At 40.8% G+C, this 22616-nt stretch carries 10 protein-coding genes; all 10 read right to left on the bottom strand.

Going from position 1 to position 22616, the window contains the following annotated elements:
• Nucleotides 1-290: 290 nt before the first annotated feature.
• Nucleotides 291-3077, bottom strand: a complete 2787-nt coding sequence (locus AAOP42_RS18135; RefSeq protein WP_349529987.1) for an MGH1-like glycoside hydrolase domain-containing protein — start codon at nt 3075-3077, stop codon at nt 291-293.
• 304 nt (nt 3078-3381) lie between these two features.
• A complete protein-coding gene (locus AAOP42_RS18130; protein ID WP_349529986.1) occupies nt 3382-5580 on the bottom strand; it encodes an alginate lyase family protein in 2199 nt (732 codons plus the stop codon).
• A complete protein-coding gene (locus tag AAOP42_RS18125) occupies nt 5567-8617 on the bottom strand; it encodes a TIM-barrel domain-containing protein (protein WP_349529985.1) in 3051 nt (1016 codons plus the stop codon). Before AAOP42_RS18125 ends, AAOP42_RS18130 begins: the two co-directional genes overlap by 14 nt.
• 108 nt (nt 8618-8725) lie before the next feature.
• Nucleotides 8726-10972: a hypothetical protein gene (locus AAOP42_RS18120; protein ID WP_349529984.1), complete on the bottom strand. Its 2247-nt coding sequence runs from the start codon at nt 10970-10972 to the stop codon at nt 8726-8728.
• Nucleotides 10973-11109: 137 nt separating this feature from the next.
• Complete coding sequence (locus AAOP42_RS18115; RefSeq protein ID WP_349529983.1) at nt 11110-12612, bottom strand: RagB/SusD family nutrient uptake outer membrane protein; 1503 nt, start codon at nt 12610-12612, stop codon at nt 11110-11112.
• Between the two features lie 37 nt (nt 12613-12649).
• The gene (locus AAOP42_RS18110) at nt 12650-16081 is read right to left on the bottom strand and encodes a TonB-dependent receptor (protein ID WP_349529982.1); all 3432 of its coding nucleotides are present in this window, start codon (nt 16079-16081) and stop codon (nt 12650-12652) included.
• A gap of 162 nt (nt 16082-16243) precedes the next feature.
• The gene (locus AAOP42_RS18105) at nt 16244-17284 is read right to left on the bottom strand and encodes a FecR family protein (RefSeq protein ID WP_349529981.1); all 1041 of its coding nucleotides are present in this window, start codon (nt 17282-17284) and stop codon (nt 16244-16246) included.
• 205 nt (nt 17285-17489) lie between these two features.
• Nucleotides 17490-18068, bottom strand: a complete 579-nt coding sequence (locus tag AAOP42_RS18100) for an RNA polymerase sigma factor (protein ID WP_349529980.1) — start codon at nt 18066-18068, stop codon at nt 17490-17492.
• 78 nt (nt 18069-18146) lie between these two features.
• Complete coding sequence (locus AAOP42_RS18095; RefSeq protein WP_349529979.1) at nt 18147-19592, bottom strand: DUF1501 domain-containing protein; 1446 nt, start codon at nt 19590-19592, stop codon at nt 18147-18149.
• Nucleotide 19593: 1 nt separating this feature from the next.
• Complete coding sequence (locus AAOP42_RS18090; protein ID WP_349529978.1) at nt 19594-22611, bottom strand: DUF1553 domain-containing protein; 3018 nt, start codon at nt 22609-22611, stop codon at nt 19594-19596.
• Nucleotides 22612-22616 lie beyond the last annotated feature (5 nt).

Raw genomic sequence — 22616 nt, 5'->3', positions numbered from 1 at the left:
TTGGTCTTGATGAAGAAAAGATAAGAAAGTATGTTCAATATCAAGAGAAACAAGAAAAAGTAGAAGAACAGCAGAAGTTGGATTTTGGCCCCTTATAGGGGCTTTTCAAGTCCACCTTCTTAGAGGGTGGATTCTTTAATTAAAAGCTTTTAAACTCTTCTTTAATTAAGAACAACATTCAAGTATAGCACATACTGTATGCCATACCTACCATTCAAATATAATTAATAACGAAGCATTTCATTACATAAAATTTAAATGTCCAAATTTGAATTCTTCAACCCCTCCCATTACCTCACCACCTTCTCCACTTTCAATACGCCCACCTCTGAGGTGAGGGGTGCGACAATGCTCAAAGTACCTTTACTGATTTCTTTGTGACTGATCGGTTTGCTGTTCCAGGATACCTGATAGGAGAACTCCGGGTTAAGGCAAACCACCATGGAAAAATCATCGCCTTTGTCACCGGATACTTTTAGTTTGGCTGATAAGGAACTGTTGGTGCTGTCAAACTTCTTTTCCAACACCCAGGCATTGAACCCGGTAGTCAACGTGCCTTGTTGGTAGTAGGCATTGAACCACGAAAGCACCGGAGTTGATAGTCCGCTGAACTGATGCCAGCCTGCTCCCCTACCCGATTCTATCACAAAATGTTCAGAGCAGTTGTAGGTGGATTCCACTTCTTTTTTCCATAGGTTCAAGGCTGTATCTGCTATTTTAAAAGCAAAATCTGCTTCCCCAAAATCCAGCATGGTTTTCCACATAAACCACTGATGCGGCATCCATACCGTGCCATTCCAATAGCCTTCGTTGGAATAGTAGGGAGCAGTTTGATCGACAGCCGACAGCCCTACATCCGACCAGATTTCCCCTTTGGTTTTCAAGTGCTTCAATAGCTTTTCTTTTTGCTCATCGGTACAAATCCCTGCCAATAGTGGCGAAACGCCTCCCAACCCCATATTGTAATTGGTTTTGCCCTCAAACTTCATGATCTCTTGTGCATTACCGGATGCGTCATGCACCACATAACCGTAATACCCGGACTCCTCATCCCAGGAGTTGTCTTGCAAAGCTTTGCTCATCAAGTTGATATCAGTATCATATTCCTTTGAGTCCTTTTTGAGCTTTAAATGTGAAGCAGCCATTTGCAATATTTTGGCTATTCTGATGCAATGGGCGGTGCTTACTACCGGAGTTACATTTTTGTACAATTCACTGTGCTCACGCAAGTGATGCTGTGGCGGATAATCGTCCCAGCCTCCAGAATTGTAGAAGTAATCCCAGGTACGTATAAGGTTGGAATTCATCCGGGTAGTCGAGCTGGGATTTTTCCCTGAGATAAACTCATAATACCGCTTGAGTTTGGGGTAATAATTTTTTAAAAACTCCTCCGATTGTGTGGCATTCCAAAGCTCCTGAAACAGGTAGTGCTGCACAGGCAGTGGCGTGCCGTGATGGATAAACGCCGATTGCTCGTCTGTTTCGTTTACATAGGCATTGAGGCTTTCGATCCCTCGCCGTACATCTTGCTGCGCCAACCCAATGCCGATGAATCCGGCATCCCAGGTATAGAGGCAGTCCCACCAGCGACCCGGCGCATGGTGACGGATGTATTGGCGCTGGGTATATACAGGATACACCACATTGGTGATAGTGGTAGCAGCCATTCGTTGGTTACTAAATATGTATCTCTCTCCGGCAGGAGTTACATCATAGGCGTAAAGGTATTCCCTTGCCTTTTCGTAAATTTTGATTGCTTCAGCACTACTCATTTTCTTTTTCAAAATGCTTTCTACTTCTGCTTTTGTTCCGGTGCAAACCACCCCATTTACTGTCAAAGACGAATTGGGTGCAATGGTGATGGGCCGTAAAAAAACATTGGTGAAATGGCCATTGGTACCGTTGCTAAATTCTGTACTCACATGCCCGTTTACATTTTGTTTGAAATCATCACTCAAATCTTTATAGTGCCATTGCCTCAACTGATAACCATCATAATCCCAATACAATCCGTAATAATTATCTGTATTTTCATATTTCAGAATCACAGAATTTTTCACTGGCCCTTCTATTATCTGCGGTGTGTAGTTCCAGTCAACAGCTTTCACTTCTATGGATTTAACATCTCCTTCTCTGACCACTGTAAACCCATCAATAACGATTGAGGTTTTTTCTCTGGATACCATTTCCAACCCATAGCTACCGGGCTTTAACTCATCCAGTTTTATTTGTTCTATTTTAAAATCCCCATTTCCGGAAAGCTTCAGTGTTTTGTTGGCTATTCCTTCCAGTTTCAAGATCGTTGTTTGCCCTTCATCCAACTTATAACGCAACCAAAGTATGGCATCCTGAATATCGTTTTTCAACTTCACCCCATAGAGCACCCTGTCATTGATATCATTGCCAAAGCCATTACCAATTCCCGATCCGTTGACTAAACCATGATCTCGTATTTCACCTCGTAACTTTCCGTCATAACCTAATTGATCCTGAGGCCTGGGGGTAGCAAATTGCAAATCCTGATAATCCAGCCCGTCAATCCACACTGCATAGTCAGGCAGTTTGATGGTGCTGAATTCAATGGGCGTATTGGGATTGTACTCTTTGATGGATGGAAAATGAATCGAAGACATCATGTGCAACACAATGCTCTGAGCTATGTCGGTATTATTGACACACTCTATTCTCACCAGCCGTGACTTTTCATCCATCAGTGAATAAGAGATGTCGGTATATACCCTGTCTTTCCATTCCAGTTCATGTCGAAAAGAGAAATATTCCAGATTAGGAGATGCTTCCCATGGATGAAACCCTGACTCGAAAAACACATTGGGCACATCTACTTTCCTGCGGTAAAATCCTGGAAAAACACTCAGGTCAAAACGCAAGCCTTTGTCCACATCGGGGATATGAGAAACACCAATGTACTTCTTGGTGTATGGCCCCCAATTGGGTAAATTCAGATCGTGTTTGTATTTCAGTGAGTTGAAATAATTGGAGTCCAGTATCGGTTGAGCCTGACTATTGAAAGTGAATAATATCGTCAGTACCAGTATTGAATAGGTGAAAGATTTCATAAGGTGGTATAATAGTTATTGGTAAATATGTTAACAATCGGTGCACAATTTAAAGGTATTTGTTATTCCTGCCTGTTCTGCTGACCGTAGCAGTCAGGTTAAGAAAATCGTCACCCTGTCATTTCGACGAAGGAGAAATCTTTCTAGCCGACCTGCAATAAGCAAGGGATTTTCTCCTTCGTCGAAATGACAAAAGGGCTTAAACTGACTGCTACGGTCAGTAAAACAGACCGAGAACATTTATTAGGAATAACATAATTCCCAGAGTTAAAAAACATTTTAATGCTCTCAAATTCAACGCTGTTTAAAATTTTACTTTTACCCCCGAAGGATTGTTATTCAGTGGTAAGGCAATATTTGTAGTTGAACCATTATTTTCTTTTATAGTCAATTTCACCAAATTACCTGTTTGTTTCATTTGTGTATCAGCAGTTGGCACCTCACCTTCAGCAGGTACCAGCAGCCAAACGAAGATGCTGGATTTAGCAATATCAGCAGTATAGACCACTGTAGGGTTTGGTTCTTTTTCTCCAAATACCTCACTATACCATCCCTGAATGAAAGGCTTCTCCTGTCCTTTCACGATTTCTGATTTCCATTTCATATTCCCAACAGGCACAATGCGCAGATTAGCCCCCTTTGCATTTGTAGATACCGCTTCAGTGTCTTTAATCATTATCTCATTGTCAGGGGCAAAATGCCACAGTACTTGCAATTCCCTGAGTCGGTCAGTTTCAAGTTGATCCATCACCACCCAATATTTATCCCTGAGGTACAACACAGACCGGGTATGTGTCGCTTTTCCTTCCACACCTTCATATCCGTCACTAAAAGTGCCATGAGCAAAATCATACAAAGGATGGTGACTGTAATCCTGATTTTCTACCAAAGGTGTATCGGTACGTGTCAATCCTCCATTCTGTCCTTTGCCATCTACCAAAATCACATTGTGCGAAAACGAGCTCCGGAAATAACCCCTCCACATAGTAGGGTCAAAACTAAAATAATCTTTGTGGGTATATCGACCGCCATCTACCAATAGGTCTTTGCCAAAAGCCATAACAGACAGATGAAGCTTATCTCTATGTTGGTGGCCTGTGCCATACGGTCCTGCATCAAAAAATGACCAATGAGCCTTTTCATACCAGCCATTCCGCATGATATGAATGCCAGCCCAAGGAAAGGTAACCGAAGGATCTATTTCTGGTTTATTACCCATTTTTCCATTGGTGACTATGTAATTCCAGTCCGGTCGATCAAACCTGGCTGCTGCCTTCAGTACTATTTCCCTGAGGTCGTCACGGTCAGAGTCATTGTTCAATGGCTGATGACCATCGGGACGAATGGAATAGGCCATGTACTGATACATCTCCTCTACCCGTTTGAGGTAGGCTTCTGAAATCTTTCGGTTGGCTTTTTGGAAATTATCCGCTACCGATTCAAAACGTCTGAGTGCCACCCATTGTGTTTTTGTGGAAATTTCGGATTGGACACCGTCTGGATAAACCTGTCGGTTGATTTCATTGGCCATGACCTCCAGCGCATAATTGGCCCAGTGATTTCCCCTTTTGAATTCCGGGAAAGACAAACCAGCCAAAGCCAATCCATTCATTTCCATAGTTGTCCAATTGTGCCCGTTTTTATGGTATTTAGTGAGAAATTCCGCTTGAATATTGGTACTCGACAGCATCAGTAAGCGTGCCGCTGGACTAAAAGTATCTTCAGTCTGGAACGCATAAAATGTCTGTGGCCACACTGCTCCCAGCCGTTGGCCTGCCTGAATGGTTCGCCATCCAAGCTCACCTATATCCCGATAGTCAAGGCTTTGATTGTTCAACACCAGGTAAATAGAATCATCCCTGGCCGGCAATGGATGGTGTATTACCCAATCCTTTATCAATCGGTCATACACTTCTATATATTCTATGGTCTCCGTTTTTTTCCAAACTTGAAACAAAGAAGACAAGTACCTGAGTCCGTTCAGGGAATACCCAAATTCATCGTCTTTATCAGGACCGGTATAGTTCCAGTCCCAGCCTCCATCCGGTTTGAATGGTATTTTAACGGGATTTCCGTGCCTGATCACCGTATCCGCCAATAGCGCATTGGCAGTTCGCAATGATTCTGCATAAGGTACAGCATCAAGGGTGGTCACCACCCAATTACGATCGGTTTTCCGATAGTACTTCAGCAACTCCTCTGCGGCACTTACAGTATCTCCCTTTGCAAGGACAGTAGCCACTGATTCCAAGGCTGGTTGCTGCAAGTCAATTGCCTCAAACAATGACCGTATTTGGTTTGGGTGATGCTTCCAAAGGTCATCAACAGAGGAAATGCTTTGCCAATTGTCTGAATTGGATGTACGTTCATTTACACATCCGAAGAATAAAATCAAACAAAACATCAAACATGAATTTCTTGTCAAGAAAGCACTTTCTAGCTCTATCCCTTTTTTAAGCTCCATTTTCATACTCCTGATTAGTACCTTTTTAAAATTCATCATTAAAGAATGGCGTTTCACCTTCCGGTGCAATAAAAATCCTATTTAATGTGTGATTTTCAGGAACATCCACTTCAATCACATCCGTTTTATTTAATGTCTTAGTCGTTGTTTCATACCATTTGTTGTAATCGTGATGAGTAATATATTTATTGAGTTGTACCCATACTTTCACAGTAGATGCTCGATCAGAATCTATTGAAAACGAATACTTCTTACTTCCATCTTCTGCTATTGATTTGTCAGAAGAGTGGTTTGCGTCAATAAACAGTCCACTGCCAGAATATTGAAAAATGGTGTTTTTATCGCCAGTGGGAACAGCGACAAACCAATCTGTTTCCAGACTCTTATGCAATTGGGTTTCTGCCCAAACCCGGAAAATATACTTTTCCCCATTTTTCAACCCACCAATTGTAACCTTATTTCCATAGTTTAGAACAACTCTGCTTTGCCTCACTCCACCATTTAAACTACCATAATTGATAATATACCGCTCTCCCAGGGCATCATCTTTATCAAATACAATGTCCACAGATTCATTCCAGCCTTCCACGCTTACAATATTTGGTACATTTGGTTGTGGTACTTCTGCTATTTCAGCACCCTCAACGAAAGCCAATTCATCGGACGGTAAGCCAATAAGTTCTATTTCATATTCTGATAAACCTTTTACAGCTTCTATTTTTATCTTCAATTCTGATGAAGAAGGATCATATTTCCAACCCTGCTTCTGCTTACCAAAGTTTGCATCTGCTGCTAACAGTTCTTTGTTGTTTAAGTGGATAGCAGTTGGTATTGCGTTGGGAATAATGACTCCAAAATCTTCATTTATATTCTCAAATTTCAGTAGCACCCTTCCATCCTTTGTTACTTTGAGTGAGGACAGGCCTTCATTGTTTTTTGGAAGTGAGTACACCCCATTTTTTAATCCCAAAAGCTTATAGATGATTCTAAGGTCGTTTTTGTCTTTGTGCAGAAAATCACCACCTATTTCAAGGTTTTCATTCAATGCCAAGGGCAGAATTGCATTTTCACGAACGAATACAGGAATCCTGTTCAGTGCCTTATTTACAAGAATTTGAGAATTGCCCTTGTACCTTTCATTCGTCCATAAATCAACCCAGTTTCCTGTTGGCAAATACACAACACGGCTGGTTCCCTTGGACAAAATGGGAGCAACGAGTATCTCCTTGCCCAAATAATATTCATCATCTATAGTCCAAGATGTCGCATCTTCAGGATGGTAATAAAACAGTGGTCGCATCATCGGCCATCCCCTTACCGATGCATCTTCGATTAGCTCCTCCAAGTAAGGCAACAAATTATACCGAACACGTGAATAAAAGGCATAATTTTCCCTCCCATATCTGTTTTGTTCCCTTGGGGATTGAGCAGAACCGTGATCGTGAAAAAAAGGTGAAAATGTCGCAAACTGAACTCCCCTAATGTAGGTTTCTTCTACTTCAGCGTCATTGCCTCTCATGTAGCCTCCCAGGTCATGGCCTGCATAAGCCAAGCCCGAAACAGATACTGACAGCAACGAAGATACCGTCCCTTTCAACTGGGACAAATTTCTGCTACGGTCTCCATTCCAAAACACCCCTCCTCTTTGCAGTCCTAAACCTCCCCCTCTTGTCCATGTGATCCCACCTTCTGGCTTAACGGTTTGCAACCACTCCATAGTTTGCTCTGAAAAACTTACTGCATGGACATTGGCAATTCCTGGTGTCGGTTTATAAACTTTGTAATCCGACAAATCCTTTGGTAGCAATTCAGAGAAATCAATTTTAACACCATCCAAATTGTATCCGTTAGGCCCTGATTTTCCATTGTCTGATTTTACCTTTAGTGCGTATTTATTTTTAAAATACCATTCCATGGCTTCCGGGTTGGAAGTGTCAATGTACACGAATGCACGTTTGTTTAAATCAGGATTGGCTATTTCGCCTTTTGGGCCTACCTTAATAGGTTCACCCTGTCCATCTCTGATAAAATATTTCTTTACTGGTTTCTGGTCATATTTATATTTTTTCAGGTTTTCCGGAGTGTCTTCGATTTGTCCGGTACGATCCCAAAACACTACCTTCATTCCCTTGTCGTGCCAATAATTAACCAAATCATAAGCAGAAAATTCCTGATCTTTTAAAAACTGATGTCTGATACCTTCCCATAGAATTACACCAATATGCTGCCCGTTTTGCTCCATTTGATCCAGCTCCTGCCTGGGATACATGGTATCGACCCATCCCGCAGGGCCTCTGCGTGACAACCACGGTTCAAGGCTCCACCCTGGAATAACCGGACTTTTACCAGTGATGCCTGTATATTGTTCCATAACCGTCAAAGGAGAATTACTGGCAAAAAATACATATTCTACTTCGAGACCCGGTAGAGTAATACTGGTCTGATCAGTCTGGTTTTTACCCATATCGAAAATGATGCGCTCCGGTGAATTCACTAAGACACCATAATTACGTGATGACATGTAAAAAGGAATTGCCTTATATGCCATCTCATTTGAGCGTGACCATGCATCATCCAACTCCATTATTATTTGTTTGCCCTTTTGATCAAATCCATTCAGCCGTTCACCCAATCCAAAGTAATGCTCATCAGAACAGTCAACAGCTGTTATTTGAATCGTTGGCTTTTTGGTTTCAGGATGAGGAGCTATTCCTAATTTTCCTTTCCATAGTAAATCGTTGGGCAAACGCACAATGGAAATCAATTGAGTAGATTTATCAATATTCACTTTTGCCTTACCCGTAGAAAGAACCACTCCGTCAGTATTTTCTTTAAAAAGTGACTTAACGGGAAGCCTGTTAGTGTTTTTTGATGCAAAACCCTTAATGGTACCTGTTATCAGTAATTGATCCTCTGTAGAAAAACTAAAGGAAGCATAAAGTGTTTGAGTAGGATATTTCAATTCAACCATCAAATCATTGTCCGTATATTTCCAGGAAAAATCCTGAGCATTTATTCTGTTTTCTAATAAAAATGTCAACATCAAAATGGTGACACTCAATAATCTGTTTTTCATTTTTTACATAGTTGTATTTTAACTACAAGCTCTTTTGTAGTTAATCGTTCTACTTATTTTATATTCAGAGCATCCTCACTCCAAATCCAGTTGAGTTTTAATACCCTACTACAACTTCAAGATGGGTACATAGGGCTTTACGGTGTATTCCTTTCCTTTGAATGTCATTTCCACTGCAGTATCGGTCTCAATGGCCAAGATCTGTCCATTTTTCAATTGAGCTATAAAGCCACATTTTTTATCGAAAGTCAGGTCAGGTTTTCCATCCTGATTGAGGTCGAGTGTATCACCAAAACCACCAGCACTGTTTCTGCCTATGTACATAGTGCCGTCCACTTTGCCTAAGACAGAAGAAAATCCATTTTCTGTTATTTCAAAACTTGATTTCACCTCTTGTGCTTTGGGATCAGGCTTAGACTTTGGGTAGATAAACACCATTTGCTTTTTGTCCGTGGATTGAAACTTCACAGGTAGTAAATCACCATAAGTACTTCTGATGGCATCACCATCCTGAGCTACTAATACATCCTGATTTAGACCTATGAAATTCTGTGTATCATCTGACCCGGGATAGCCCGTGGTTGCAATACCTCCGGATATATTAGTTTCCAATTCGGTTCCATCATTAATCAGCAAAGGCACGGTGAGACCGAAAGGAACATCCTGAGGGCTGGACAAACAGGTCATCACACCATCGGGGGTGATTATAAACTCCTGATGAAAAACAGGCCCGGAATGTCCGGTAACCGTTGCATAAGTCACTCTGAATTTCACAAGCAATGGATGAACAAACTCGGTCACTACATTTCCCCGAAAGGTCAGAGCTTTGTCTGCCAACCTTATCCAGTTGCCATTTTCCATCCACTCCGGCCCAAGGGTGAGTGCTGACTGTGGAAATACAGTTCCAAATGATTCCTTTATACCCTTTGGAGACTGAGAGAAAGTATCGTCGATGAAATTCGCTTCTCCATCAGATGGCCCCAAACGATCATCCCAATTGTTTTTTGAAAAACGAACTCCTCCAAGAGGCGTCCAGTATTTGTTGTATTTGGGTACAGAAGCACCACGTAGGTTGATAACCACCTGCATGCCTCCTGCATTGGCTGTAAAAGTCGAAAACCTGTCGTCCGTCTGAATAGCATAACCACCAATTTCTACTGGAGCAGGTACTTCCTTTACATCCGTTTTTCTTGCCAAAGCAGATTCTGCTAAATGAAACATCATTGCTCCAGTGTAATGTCCCCATTGACTTGCAGGCTGATATCCTACCCGTTCGCCGGGTTCATACTTATTTTTGGTAATGTAAAATGAATCCTTCCATTTGCCATCATTTCTTTTCCACCTTTGTATGCTTTGAAATGCCAACATAGCCGACCTTCGGTATTGTCCTGCCAGGTAAGTATTATTTTGAGCCACAGCATCTTCTGCGAGTGCATCAAAAATCAATTGGTACAAAATATCATTGAACACGTGATTGTCAGTTCGTCCGTTTGCCGGGCATTGTCCTGTCGGGCTCATCAGTAGCATGGAAGTTTTCCCTCCATTGCGCATGATATCAAGCATTTGTCGTGCAGACGGACCATCATATCCTTCCAATACCACAGAAGTAAGGTTACCTCTCCCAACAGCTTCCACCGCCAGTGATTGAGGATCGCTGCTCCAATCCTGGTATAGATTCCATTTGTCCAATCCTATTCGCTCGTATTGTGTCGCATTTTTCCAGTTGTCTTCAATGAAATCAATTGTATTTTGTCTATCAATGAACCCATGTTTTGCCCTGATCCATTCTCCTTTCATGGCGTAGGTTCTCCAGTTGTTTAAACCTATGGATTTACCCTTCCATATTTTTTCTATCGGAGTGGCAACCATTTTCTTCCAATTTTCAAATCTGCCGGCATCCACATGTGGTTCATAAAACTCCATTGCTCCTGCCAAAGCAGCTATATAAAATTCTCCATGCTTTTCCGGAATAAAATCGTTTCCCTTTGAAAAATCAGTCAACGATTTTTCCATCGCTTTTATACCTGAATTTATTAACTCTTTTGAACGCCCTGAATGTATCAAAGCACCCACTGTAAAAGCATAATATGGAGTAGTGTATTGGTGTTCTTTGTTGAGGTAAGGATCGATAATGGCTCCTTCAGCATTTTGAAACTGATACATTGTGCGCACCATTCCCTCCGCAGCATCAAGATAAGAATCAACTGATGTATTGAGTGGACTCCAATTCGAGGAGGCCAGGTGGTATTTAATGTCAGGTAGAGACTTTGGCAGGTCCTGAGCCTTTATCCTGTGAGAAAAGAAACAGATATAAAAAAGTGTGATGAGTTGTAGTAGTCGAAAATAATATTTCATGGATTTTTTTAGACCAAAGATTAATTTTAATTAAGGGTTAAAAAGAAAGAGATATCAATTGATATCTCTTTCTAAATATACTTCTTTCAGATGTATTTAACTACTGTGTAGCTAAATCTAACCTGAATTCTATGTTGTTAAGGATTTGGAGTCAATAAATCATTTTGATTCATGTGAAAAAGAGGTATTGGAAATAACACATTGTTTGCATTTGCATTAACCCCTCTGTCAACTGCATTTGAAACAAATCTTCCATGACGAATAAGGTCATTTCTTCTATCTCCTTCTCCTACAAATTCTCTTGCTCTTTCCAGCAACACTGCATCTCTAAAGGCATCCTTTGTCAATCCTGACAAATCAGGATATACCGATGCGTCCTGCTCGAATTCCGTACCTACCGCTCTTGCTCTTCGACGAACCTCATTGACCGCATCATAAGCAGCTGTAGTTGGTCCACTTGCACTTGCTTCATTGGTTGCTTCTGCAAAGATCAAAAGCACATCAGAATACCTTTGTACGGTTACATTCACTCCCAAATCAAGTGTAGCTGCATCATTTGGAAAATAAAATTTCACAATAGCCGCTCTATCCAAATCAACATTTCCTTCATAACGTTGAGTACCTATCCAATAATAAGGCATCATATCTCTCATAGACCACCACTTACGATGTGTATCAGGAGTGGCATCAAAGAAATCCTGACGAACATATCTTTCCGGATTTCCAGAGTCTTTGAATTTAACATCTGTGCCATCAGGTAGTTTTGTTGCTCTCGGGAAAAATACTCTTGAAGGTGTATGGTTTCCAATATTGTTGTTTCCATCTCCACCTTCACTGCCATGTTGTACAGAAAACAAATGCTCAGACCCATTTTCCATATCTACCCTCCAGATGTCAGCATAATTTTTGTAAAGCTCATATACCCCCATATCCATCACTTCTTTGGCTTTAGATGCAGCATTCGTCCAATCTTTCTGCTGCAAATACACCTTGGCCAGCAAGCCTTTTACTGCACCCAGGGTTATATCTCCAGCGGCCTGATCTGCAGCATCAAAAGAACCAATTTTGGTTTCTGCATCCTTTAGGTCAGCTATGATTTGAGCATAAACATCAGTTTCTGAACTTCTGGCTTTATATACTTCAGATACATCCAAAGTAGCATTAATGTGTAATGGAACCCCTCCAAAAGCCCTTACCATATTGAAATAATGCAATGCCCTGAGAAATTTTCCCTTTCCTATATATTCATCTTTCACATCCTGACTCACACTGGAAACTTCTAATCTGTCTATAAGTGTGTTAGCTCTGTTAATTGCCAAGTAGGAACCTTCCCACATTTTGCTCAAATCATCTTCACTTGAAGACCAACCAAACAAATCCCATACTTCAGACGAATTGTACGACTGAATCAAATCAGTAGTCTGCTCGTTTTGTTTGACGTTTGCTCCATCTTTGTAAATCCCCTGACTGGTCCAAAAAACAGCATATATTCCACCAAGTGCTAGTTGTGCTTCAGCTTCACTCTGATAAAATTCAGTAAGACTTGGGTCATTAAAGAGTTTTTCTTCTAACGGTTCGCTACAAAAAGTTGTACTCAATGCAACAAAAGCAATCATTATATATCTTATTATATTTTTCATATCTTTTGATTTTAAAAATTAAATAAATGATATCAGATTAAAATCCTACTCTCAACCCTACCCTGTAACCTTTCACCGAAGGATATCCAAATCTGTCTATGCCCTTTACATCGTTGGTACTACCATACGAATTAACCTCAGGATCATATCCTCTGTATTTAGTAAATGTCAACGGATTGTCCGCCGCAACGCTCAATTGTAATGAACGCAACCAGTTGATACCTAAATCACTAACAGGTAAATTATAGCTCAATGTGATGTTTTTAACCCTTACAAAAGATCCATCTTCTACATTGTGAGTTCCTACCCTTCCAGGAAACCCTCGATTGGCCGGCATTGTTGTTCCTTGCGGATTGTTTACCGGATGCCATCTTTGATCTCTATCAGACTTTAAGAGGTTAGTACTACCAGTGATTCTATGCCTGGTTAAATTCAATACTTCTTGTCCCTGTTCCCCATAAATGAAAACATTAAGAGAGAATTGTTTGTAGGTAAAGTCGTTGGTTACACCGAAAATAAAATCAGGATTAGGATTTCCAATGTAAGAATCATCCTGAGCATCATATTTACCATCTTTATTTACATCTCTCCAATTTGGATTTCCTATAGCTTCATTTGGCATGTGGCTGGCGTCAATTTCCTCCTGCGATTTCCAAAACCCATCATATATAGATCCCCAGATAGAACCTACAGCCTGACCAACAGCATTTCGGGCAACCAGGTTATTATTGAAACCCTGATTTCCTCCACCTACCCATCCGGCAAAATAATGATCTGTTACACCCCCAAGTGAAGTTATCTTGTTTTCATTGTGCGAATAGTTTATGCTGGTATTCCAGCTAAAGTCTTCGGTTTTTACGTTCGTTGTACCAATAGTTATTTCAAACCCTTTGTTCTGCATTGCACCAATATTAGTCAACACGCTACCAAACCCACTCTGTAACGGAATAGGTAAATTCAATAGTAAATCTGTAGTTTTCTTGTTGTAAATATCTACAGTTACACTGACTCTATCCTGAAAAAATCCCATGTCAAGACCAATATTCAAATCGGAACCTTTTTCCCAAGTTAAATCAGGGTTACCAATATTATTCGGGTATGCCACAGGCACTTGATTTCCCCCCAGGATATAACCTACATTTACATCGTTAGAAGAAGCAACTGTAGATATGGATTTGTACAATCCTATTCTTTCATTACCTGTTTGTCCGTATCCAACTCTTAATTTCAATTGGCTGAATACATCCATATCTTTGATGAAACTTTCTTCACTCAACACCCATGCTGCCGAAGCAGAGGTGAAAAATCCATATTTGTTATTCACTCCAAACTTAGACGATCCATCGTATCTGACCGTAGCAGTCAATAAGTACTTATTGTCATACATATAGTTTGCCCTGCCAAGATATGACATCAATTTCCATTGAGTTGTACTTGATGAAGGTGGCTGTGGGTTGGTTGCCAAGCCAAGATTGTGGTAGGCATAAAAATCTGATGGGAATCCCAACGCAACAGCTTTCAACTTCCTGTATTTTTCTGTCTGGTAGGTAAATCCTCCTAAAACAGAAATCTGATGTTTGCCAGATGTCTTTTTGTACTCAAGAGTGTTTTCATTCAAAAAATTAACCAGAGACTGACTTTCCTGTTCTGCTTTACCGCTGCTTCCACGAGCTACTCTTGAATCAAGAGGATAGTATGCGTCATTTTTGACAGCCAGGTTATCCATCCCTATACGGGTTTTGAAGTTAAGACCTTCAATTATTTCATAATTCAAAGCCATACCTCCTAAGAACCTAGTAGTACCAGAATTAATGTCGTACATTTTTGCCATATACAGTGGAGTATCTTCCCCTCCTGCAGAAGGATAGTCTCTTGCAAATGCCAGGTTACCATCAGCATCATAAGCCGGAACGTGTGGTTTGGTCTGAAACAAAGTACTAATAATACTTGGCTCAGAACTGTAACTTTTCTGATCGTTAAGTGTCTGATTGTTAGTACTCGAAGTAAATGCCATATTGGTAGTCAAAGTCAGTTTTTTAGATATATTAGCATCCAGATTCATGTTGAAGCCATATCTTTTAAAGCCAGTATCTACAATCAGACCTTGCTGGTCAAGTAAGTTACCTGACACCATATACCTAACTGATTCATTTCCCCCTGAAAGGCTAATTTTATGTCTCTGTGTTACAGCACTTCTGAAAACAACATCCTGCCAGTCTGTACCTTCACCTGCCGCAGCAATATCAGCAGAGGAGAACCTTGGAGTGTTTCCATTCAGTTCATCCGCTTCATTCACCAGTTCAAACCATTCAGTAGCATTTAACAACTCGTATTTTTTTCTAACAGTACTTACACTAATTGCATTTTCATAGTCAAATCGTGCTTTTCCTGACTTACCTCTTTTAGTAGTAATAATTACGACACCATTGTTTGCACGGGAACCGTAAATAGCTGTGGCAGAAGCATCTTTTAATATTTGAATAGATTCAATATTTGATGGGTCAATTGAGTTCAATTGATTTGGTGGTGCTCCTCCTCCTGTTATTTCAGTTTTGTCAAAATCATTGGAAATAGGAAACCCATCAATCACATACAATGGTTGGCTACTCGCTGACAATGAAGAGGTACCTCTTATTTGAACAGTTATACCTCCACCCGGAGCATGCGAATCAGTCCTTACCTGAACTCCTGCAGCTCTACCCTGTAGTGCCTGATCAGGTGTATTCAAAACTACTTTATCTAAATCTGACGCATTCACAGACGCTATTGAACCTGTTAAATCCTTTTTTCTTTGAGTTCCATAACCTACTACCACTATTTCTTCCAATTGTGCTGCATCAGGAGTCATGTTCACGTCAATGGTGCTCCTGCCAGCAATAGAAACTTCCTGGGTAAGGTAACCAACATAGGAAATTGTAAGAATGGCATCTTCTGCAACATTAACTTTGTAATTACCTTCCAAATCTGTCGTAGTACCTGTAGTAGTTCCCTTTACTACCACACTGGCACCAGGTAACCCTTCTCCATTTTCATCAGTGATTTTACCTGTAATGTTTACATCCGCTAAAACCTCTACACTCAGGATATCACCCTGACTATTGTTTTTGCTCTTAATGGCACTAATTCTTTTGTTTACTTGTCTAAATTTCAAGCCAGTCTGTTTTGCCATTTCTATAAGGACATTTTCGACTGTAGTTTCCTTAAGGTCAATATTGATTCTTTGTTTTCTTAAGTCTACAGTTTGATTGCTATAGATAAAACTAAAATCCGTTTGGTCTTCTATAGAGTTAAATACCCTCTTGATAGTTGCATTTTCAAGGTTTACAGTAACCAAAACATCCTTTACACTTTTGATTTGTGCACTCCCCTTTTCGGCCATAATCGTGCTCAATGTCATGATTAGAAGGCCAAATACGATTGCGGTATATTTTGTCACATTAATAATGATCTGTAAAATTTTATTTTTCATATCTTTGAATAGTTAAAAGTTTCACTTTTACTCGTTTAGAACAGATATTTATTGTCTGAATATTTGGCGATAGGCAACAATAATTATTTGATCTTATTTAGCAGGGGCTATCTGATAGTTCCTGTTATTTTTTTGTTTTAGATTTTATGTCATTGGCTCACCTCATTTAAATTTCAGTTTAACATCTTTATTTTTTATCTCGAAATCAAATTTCAAAGCAAACCCTAAGCTCTTAAGAACATTATCGAGATTATCGTTTTCAAATTCACCTGAGCAGGTCAAAAGGGTTTTAGGCTTATTTGACACAGTAATATTTACTCCATACCATCTTTCCAGTATTTGAATTGACTCGTCAAAATCTGTTTTATCCAAAAAGATGATTCCATCCTTCCATGATGTCACTTCCTTTACATCAAATTTCTCTTGTATAAAATCGTTGTTCAATTTGTCTGCCAGCAATTTATTTCCCGGAGCAAGGATTACATTCGATTCGTTTTTTGAATTTTTTACTAATACCGATCCTTCTACCAATGCTATCTGTACTTTGTCTTCTTCAGGGTGAGCATTGATATTGAATGCCGTACCTAATGCTACAGTACTAAGGTTGTCTGTAAAAACAGTAAAAGGTCTTTTCTTATCTTTGGCTACTTCAAAATAAGCCTCTCCTTCCAGGTACACATTTCTATTTGAGTCTGTCGCATAAGTACTACTAAATCTTATCTGACTTTCTGCGTTCAAAATTATGTGCGTACCATCTTCAAGGTAAAAATTCAACTTAGCTCCTTTTGGGGTACTCTTTTGCACAAACACTTCGGATACTGCTTGCATTTTGGCATTATTCCTTTCACCCATTTCAAAAGCAACCACACCAAACATAATTATCAATGCAACTACAGCAGCAATCTTAAGGTACAGTTGTTTTTTTGATGAATTTAGTGTTCTAACCACCGTTTCATGACTCCAGCCAAGCTTTTGCCTCAAATTGGCCAGCATTTTATTATTGGTTTCCTCGTCAATGGCAGGAAGTTCTTCTTCAGCAGTGATAACAATATACCTGGCCTGCATCATCGCTTTTTTAAATTGTGGGTATTCTTCCTTCAGTAAGTTCCAAAATTGAAATTCATCATCTTCAATTCCTGAAGCCCAATTTCTGAAGCCCTTATCGAGTAAAAGGTCTTCTATTTCCAGTTTTTCGTTGTTCATTTGATTAGAATAATATCATGCTGCCATTGGGTTTAAAACAACAATGGACTATTTTGTTAGGATAAGAGAGGGAGAGATTTGTTTTGTAGCCTCTTTATTCAATTTTTTTTTTAGAAAAAATAAATGAATGCCAGAGGGATGGTTGAAATAAGGCTTAATACGAAGCTAGCGGTACGTTTTTACATGTGTCTTTGCGCAATCAGTATCAACTCAATAGAGCCAGAATTAACACAAGATTGAAACTATTACCTTTCAAGTGCTTTTTGAGGTTGTTAATGGCTTTGTAAACCAGTTTTCGGGAAGAGGTGTAATTGATTTCCATTATTTCCTGAATCTCATCATAACTCATCGATTTCATAAACCGCAATTCAATAATTTCCTTTTGGCGGGAAGGAAGCTCCTCAATGGCATGCTTTAATTTACTAATCGTATCGGTATTCAATTGGTCTTCTATCTGTTTATACTCTTCAGAATCGACCAACACAAATGATTGTTCATTGATGTCAACATTTCTGTTGCTTTCCTTTAAATACAGCAAAAGCATACGTCTATAGCACACTATCAGGTAATATTTAACCGTATCTACCTCCGGCAATCTTGATCTTTTATTCCATAAATCAATAAAAACCTCATGAATACTGTCTTCAATCAATGACCTGTCAGAGGTCATTTTGAGACCAATAGTGAACAGAATAGGGTTAAACTTCAGGAACATATTTTCAAAGGCTTTCCGATCCCCTTCTCTAAACAAATTCCATAGTATTTGCTCACTTTTCTTTTTCATCTGTTTGCAATCTACAAAATAAAGTCAATCCATAGCAAAACCAGACTTAACGTATTTTTCCTAAAGTAACAATTTATTTTAAGCTATAATATCACTGATCACATGACCATGTACATCAGTCAACCGACGGTCAATACCATTGTTCTGGACAGTTAACCTTTTGTGGTCAATCCCAAGCAAATGCAAAATTGTAGCATGTAAATCATAACAGTAGGTTGGATTATCCACAGCTTTATAAGACCATTCGTCACTGGCACCATAAGTTACTCCGCCTTTGATGCCTCCACCTGCCACCCAGGATGTAAATGTAAATGGATTGTGGTCTCTGCCTGCACTTCCCTGACTACAGGGCATTCGTCCAAACTCTGTTGTCCAATAGACGATGGTATCATCCAGCATTCCTCTTTGCTTGAGATCAATCAACAAAGCTGCAGCAGGTTTGTCCATACTTGCAGCCATTTCTCCATGATCTTTTTTGAGGTCTTCGTGTGAATCCCAATTTCTACGCGGAAAAGCATTGTCAGCACCACTCCAGATCTGCACAAACCGGGTTCCTCTTTCCAGAAGTCTCCTTGCGATCAGGCAGTTGCGACCAAAATCTTCCGTAATGGGATTGTCCAGACCGTAAAGTTTTTTGATGGTCTCAGATTCTCCTTCCATGCTAAACACTTCCGGAGCAGCCAATTGCAGGCGGGCTGCCAGTTCATAGCTTTGGATACGCCCTTCCAAACGGGAATCCTGTTCCCTGTTTTTGAGGTGAGCTTTGTTCAAATGATTGAGCACTTTCATACCATCTTTGTCAGCCTCAGGTGTAATGAATTCATCGTCCGGAGGAAAAAGATCAGCTATCGGATTTTCCAGTGATGGCCTGACCAGTGTTCCCTGATGATTGGAAGGCAAAAAACCGGATCCCCAATTTTTAGGGCCTCCGGGACCATAACCACGAGAATCAGGCAGTACTACAAAAGTGGGGAGGTTGTCAGTGATTTTTCCCAAACCATAACTCACCCATGCCCCGACACTCGGAAATCCTGGCAGGACAAATCCTGTATTTTGCATGAAAGTCGCTGGTCCGTGTACATTAGAAGTAGCCACCATGGAAGGTAAAAAAGCTATATCATCGACACATTGTGCCAGATGAGGTACCAGCCCACTAACCCATTTCCCACATTCTCCATATTGTTTCCATTCCCACGGAGCAGGCATCACCACTCCCGGAGAACTTTGGAATAGTTCTATTTTTCCTCCCGGATCAAATGGCATTCCGGCTCGTTTGATCAGCTCGGGTTTGTAATCGAAAGTATCGACCTGACTGGCTGCTCCGGACATAAAGAGCTGAATGACACGCTTGGCTTTTGGCAAATGGTGAGGAACATGCTGCTCTTTGGAAAGGAAACTTCCTGAGGTAAGACTGTCGCCACAACCCATCAGATGTGCCAAGGCCAGGCCACCCAATCCACCACCATAACGCCAAAGAAACTCACGTCGGGATACTGATTTTATGGGTCTGTGCTTACTTTTCATATCAATCGATGTATAAAAATTCGTTCATGGCATAAATCAACCTGCATGCCGCAGGTAGTCCATGCTTGTTTGCATATTCTTCCAATTCAGACAATTCCCTTTCGTCCGGTTTCCGTTGCAGTGCCAGTTCATAAGCTCTTGATATTTGTGATTTCAATCCGGTTGATTCTTTTTCCAAACGGTCTGCAAAAAATGCAGCCTGACGCACCATAAACGGGTTATTCAAAGCTGAAAGTGCCTGCAAAGCTGTCACTGTTTCATTCCTCACCGGAACACTTTGCGATGGATCAGCACAATCCAGAGTACTCATAAACGGATCAGGAACGCTCCTCACTATAAAACGATAGATTGCCCGGCGAAAAGAGGATGGATCATAAGCGTCATAATCTTTGTACAAATAGCGTGGGGAATGGTCATCTTCATATTTAAATGCATCAAAACCAGGACCACCCATGGTCAAATCCAATTTTCCGCTTACTGCCAAAACACCATCTCTTATAGCCTCAGCTTCCAACTGTCTGCGGTTTGACCGCCATAAATAACGGTTTTCACTATCAATCTGGTAGTTTTTCTTATCCTGCAAAGACTGCTGTTTGTATGTCGCACTTGTTACTATTAATCTATGAAGCCATTTGACAGACTGTCCGTTATCAAGGAACTCTCCTGCCAGATAATCCAGTAATTCCGGGTGGCTGGGAGGTGTACCCATTTTTCCAAAATCGTTGGGAGTAGCTACAATACCTCTGCCAAAATGGTATTTCCAGATCCTGTTAACAATTGACCTCCAGGTCAGAACATTGCGCTTATCGGTAGTCCATTTAGCAAGTGCCGCACGACGATTACCTTCAGTATGTCCTTCAGGAAGATCAAAATAATCGGGCATACCTTCAAACACTTCCACAGTTCCGGCAAAGACTTCCTCCAGTGGCTGCTCAGTATCTCCCCTATTCAACCGATGTATGGTGCGGATGCCTTTTGGAGGAGTAAATTGGTACTGACTCCTAAATTCCGTAGCAGCAGCATATACATGGCTTGGACTCGGTAGCTGACTCAATGAATCTTCTATTGAAAGAAGAAATGACCGGATACGATCTAGTTTTGTTTTTTCCACCCGAGTCAATACACTTTTACGAAGAAGGTTTTCTTTTCCCCTTAGTCCCGTAAGTTCCCTTTCTGCCTCATTAAAGTCTTTTTGCAATTCTTTGGGCAAAACCTCTCCACCTATCAAACCATGGCTATTGAAACCATCGGTAAGAAAATCAGGATTCCATCGTTTGTCTATGAAACTATCCAACACTTCCACTTTGGCATTTCTGGCTCCATTTTTTCCTTTTGCAAAAGCCTGTATCTCCGCCATAGCTAAAAAATGATCCTGATCTCTACCCTTCCAAAGCCTGTTGGCAGTAAGACGTATGTAGCGGGCAGGTATGTTTTCTATCAAAACAACATAAGGTCTGTCTGTACGTTCGTTATGATTTTCCTTGCTAAAATCAACAATGGTTTTAGCAGAAGAAAAATCAGAAGTGGGTGAGACTTCCAAAACAAAGCGCAAGGGGAAGCCATAACCCGGCATAGTAAGACCCTCGGTAGGATGTGCAGGAGTCAGCACAATTTTTTCCAGATCAACAATACTTCCCAAATCAATTTGCACCCATTTTTCTACATCTGCTTTTGGCTCTATGGCAGAATGATACCCAAATGTTTTGCTACCAGGATACCTTAATCCGGAAATTTTGTTAGAAACGTCTTTTTGCTGTTTTTGTACCTCTTCAATTTCCTTTTTCGCCTTTTCACCCATCTGTTCCCCCAAATTATCCAACTGGTTTTCCAATTCTTGTTTTTCTTGTTTTAGATGTAATCTGGTTCGATGGATTTCAGGATTCTTATCAAAAGAACGATCCGCACGATCTATCCCTGCAAATACAGCCTGCAAACTATAATAATCTGCTTGTTTGATAGGATCAAATTTATGATCATGGCATCTGGCACATTGTACGGTAAGCCCGGTGAAAGTTGCCATTACGGAACTTACCATATCATCCCGGTCAAGGTTACGGACAATGCGTTTATCTACTGTGCCATCCCGTACTTCCACATGTCCTACCAAATCCCATGGCCCTGCCGCCAAAAAGCCGAGTGCTACCGTGGATTGAGGATCATCAGGATGTAACACATCTCCGGCTATCTGGTCTTCAATGAATCTGGTGTAAGGCAGGTCTTTGTTAAAAGCATCTATCACATAGTCCCGGTATGGCCATGCATTTGGTCGTCGCTTGTCTTTGTCATAACCGTGGGTTTCCCCATAATGCACCACATCCAGCCAATGTCTTGCCCAGCGTTCGCCATAGCGGGGAGAAGCCAGAAGGGTATCTACCATTCTGGCATACGCATCGTCAGAGTCGTCTTCCAAAAAGGCTTTCATCTGCTCTGGTGTAGGTGGCAAACCATGCAGGTCATAAGTCAACCTCCGCAGCAAAGTACGTTTGTTAGCCTCAGGAGCATGCTGCAAGCCCAGCTTTTCTTGTGCCTGGAAAATAAATGGATCAATCGGATTTTGCGACCAGGATGCTTCTGATATTTCCGGAGGTATCTGCTTTTTAAGCGGTTCGTAAGACCAATGATTTTCCCATTTTGCTCCTTCTTCCACCCACTTTTTTATCACCTGTACTTCTTCTTCGTCCAGTTGCTTGGGAGCATCCGGTGGTGGCATCATAAAATCAGGATCGGAAGACTCAATCCGTTTGATGATTTCGCTTTTACTAAAATCCATCGGATTGAGTGCTGTATTTCCCGACTCCAGCGTATCCAGCAAAGATTCCCTGATGTCCAACCTCAGTCCTGCTTTCATTTTTTCCTTATCCGGACCGTGACAGGTATAGCATTTTGCTGCCAGTACAGGCTGCACATGTTGATTGTAGGAAATACTGGATTGTGCTGATGACGAACTAAAAAAATACCAACCACAAACCACAGTAAGAATGGTGGCAATTGTAAGTATGAAGAGTTGGTTGGTTTTCATTTGTT

Source organism: Reichenbachiella sp. MALMAid0571, assembly GCF_040151475.1.
Taxonomy (GTDB): Bacteria; Bacteroidota; Bacteroidia; order Cytophagales; family Cyclobacteriaceae; genus CAXBNB01.
Note: the sequence above shows the minus strand (reverse complement) of the source record. Positions and strands in the feature narration are given on the sequence as shown.

Bases quoted from the DNA above. Each gene is read 5' to 3' on its own strand.
- AAOP42_RS18130 (WP_349529986.1), bottom strand. From the start codon at position 5,580: ATGATGAATTTTAAAAAGGTACTAATCAGGAGTATGAAAATGGAGCTT.
- AAOP42_RS18090 (WP_349529978.1), bottom strand. From the start codon at position 22,611: ATGAAAACCAACCAACTCTTCATACTTACAATTGCCACCATTCTTACT.
- AAOP42_RS18120 (WP_349529984.1), bottom strand. From the start codon at position 10,972: ATGAAATATTATTTTCGACTACTACAACTCATCACACTTTTTTATATC.
- AAOP42_RS18135 (WP_349529987.1), bottom strand. From the start codon at position 3,077: ATGAAATCTTTCACCTATTCAATACTGGTACTGACGATATTATTCACT.
- AAOP42_RS18095 (WP_349529979.1), bottom strand. From the start codon at position 19,592: ATGAAAAGTAAGCACAGACCCATAAAATCAGTATCCCGACGTGAGTTT.
- AAOP42_RS18100 (WP_349529980.1), bottom strand. From the start codon at position 18,068: ATGAAAAAGAAAAGTGAGCAAATACTATGGAATTTGTTTAGAGAAGGG.
- AAOP42_RS18115 (WP_349529983.1), bottom strand. From the start codon at position 12,612: ATGAAAAATATAATAAGATATATAATGATTGCTTTTGTTGCATTGAGT.
- AAOP42_RS18125 (WP_349529985.1), bottom strand. From the start codon at position 8,617: ATGAAAAACAGATTATTGAGTGTCACCATTTTGATGTTGACATTTTTA.
- AAOP42_RS18110 (WP_349529982.1), bottom strand. From the start codon at position 16,081: ATGAAAAATAAAATTTTACAGATCATTATTAATGTGACAAAATATACC.
- AAOP42_RS18105 (WP_349529981.1), bottom strand. From the start codon at position 17,284: ATGAACAACGAAAAACTGGAAATAGAAGACCTTTTACTCGATAAGGGC.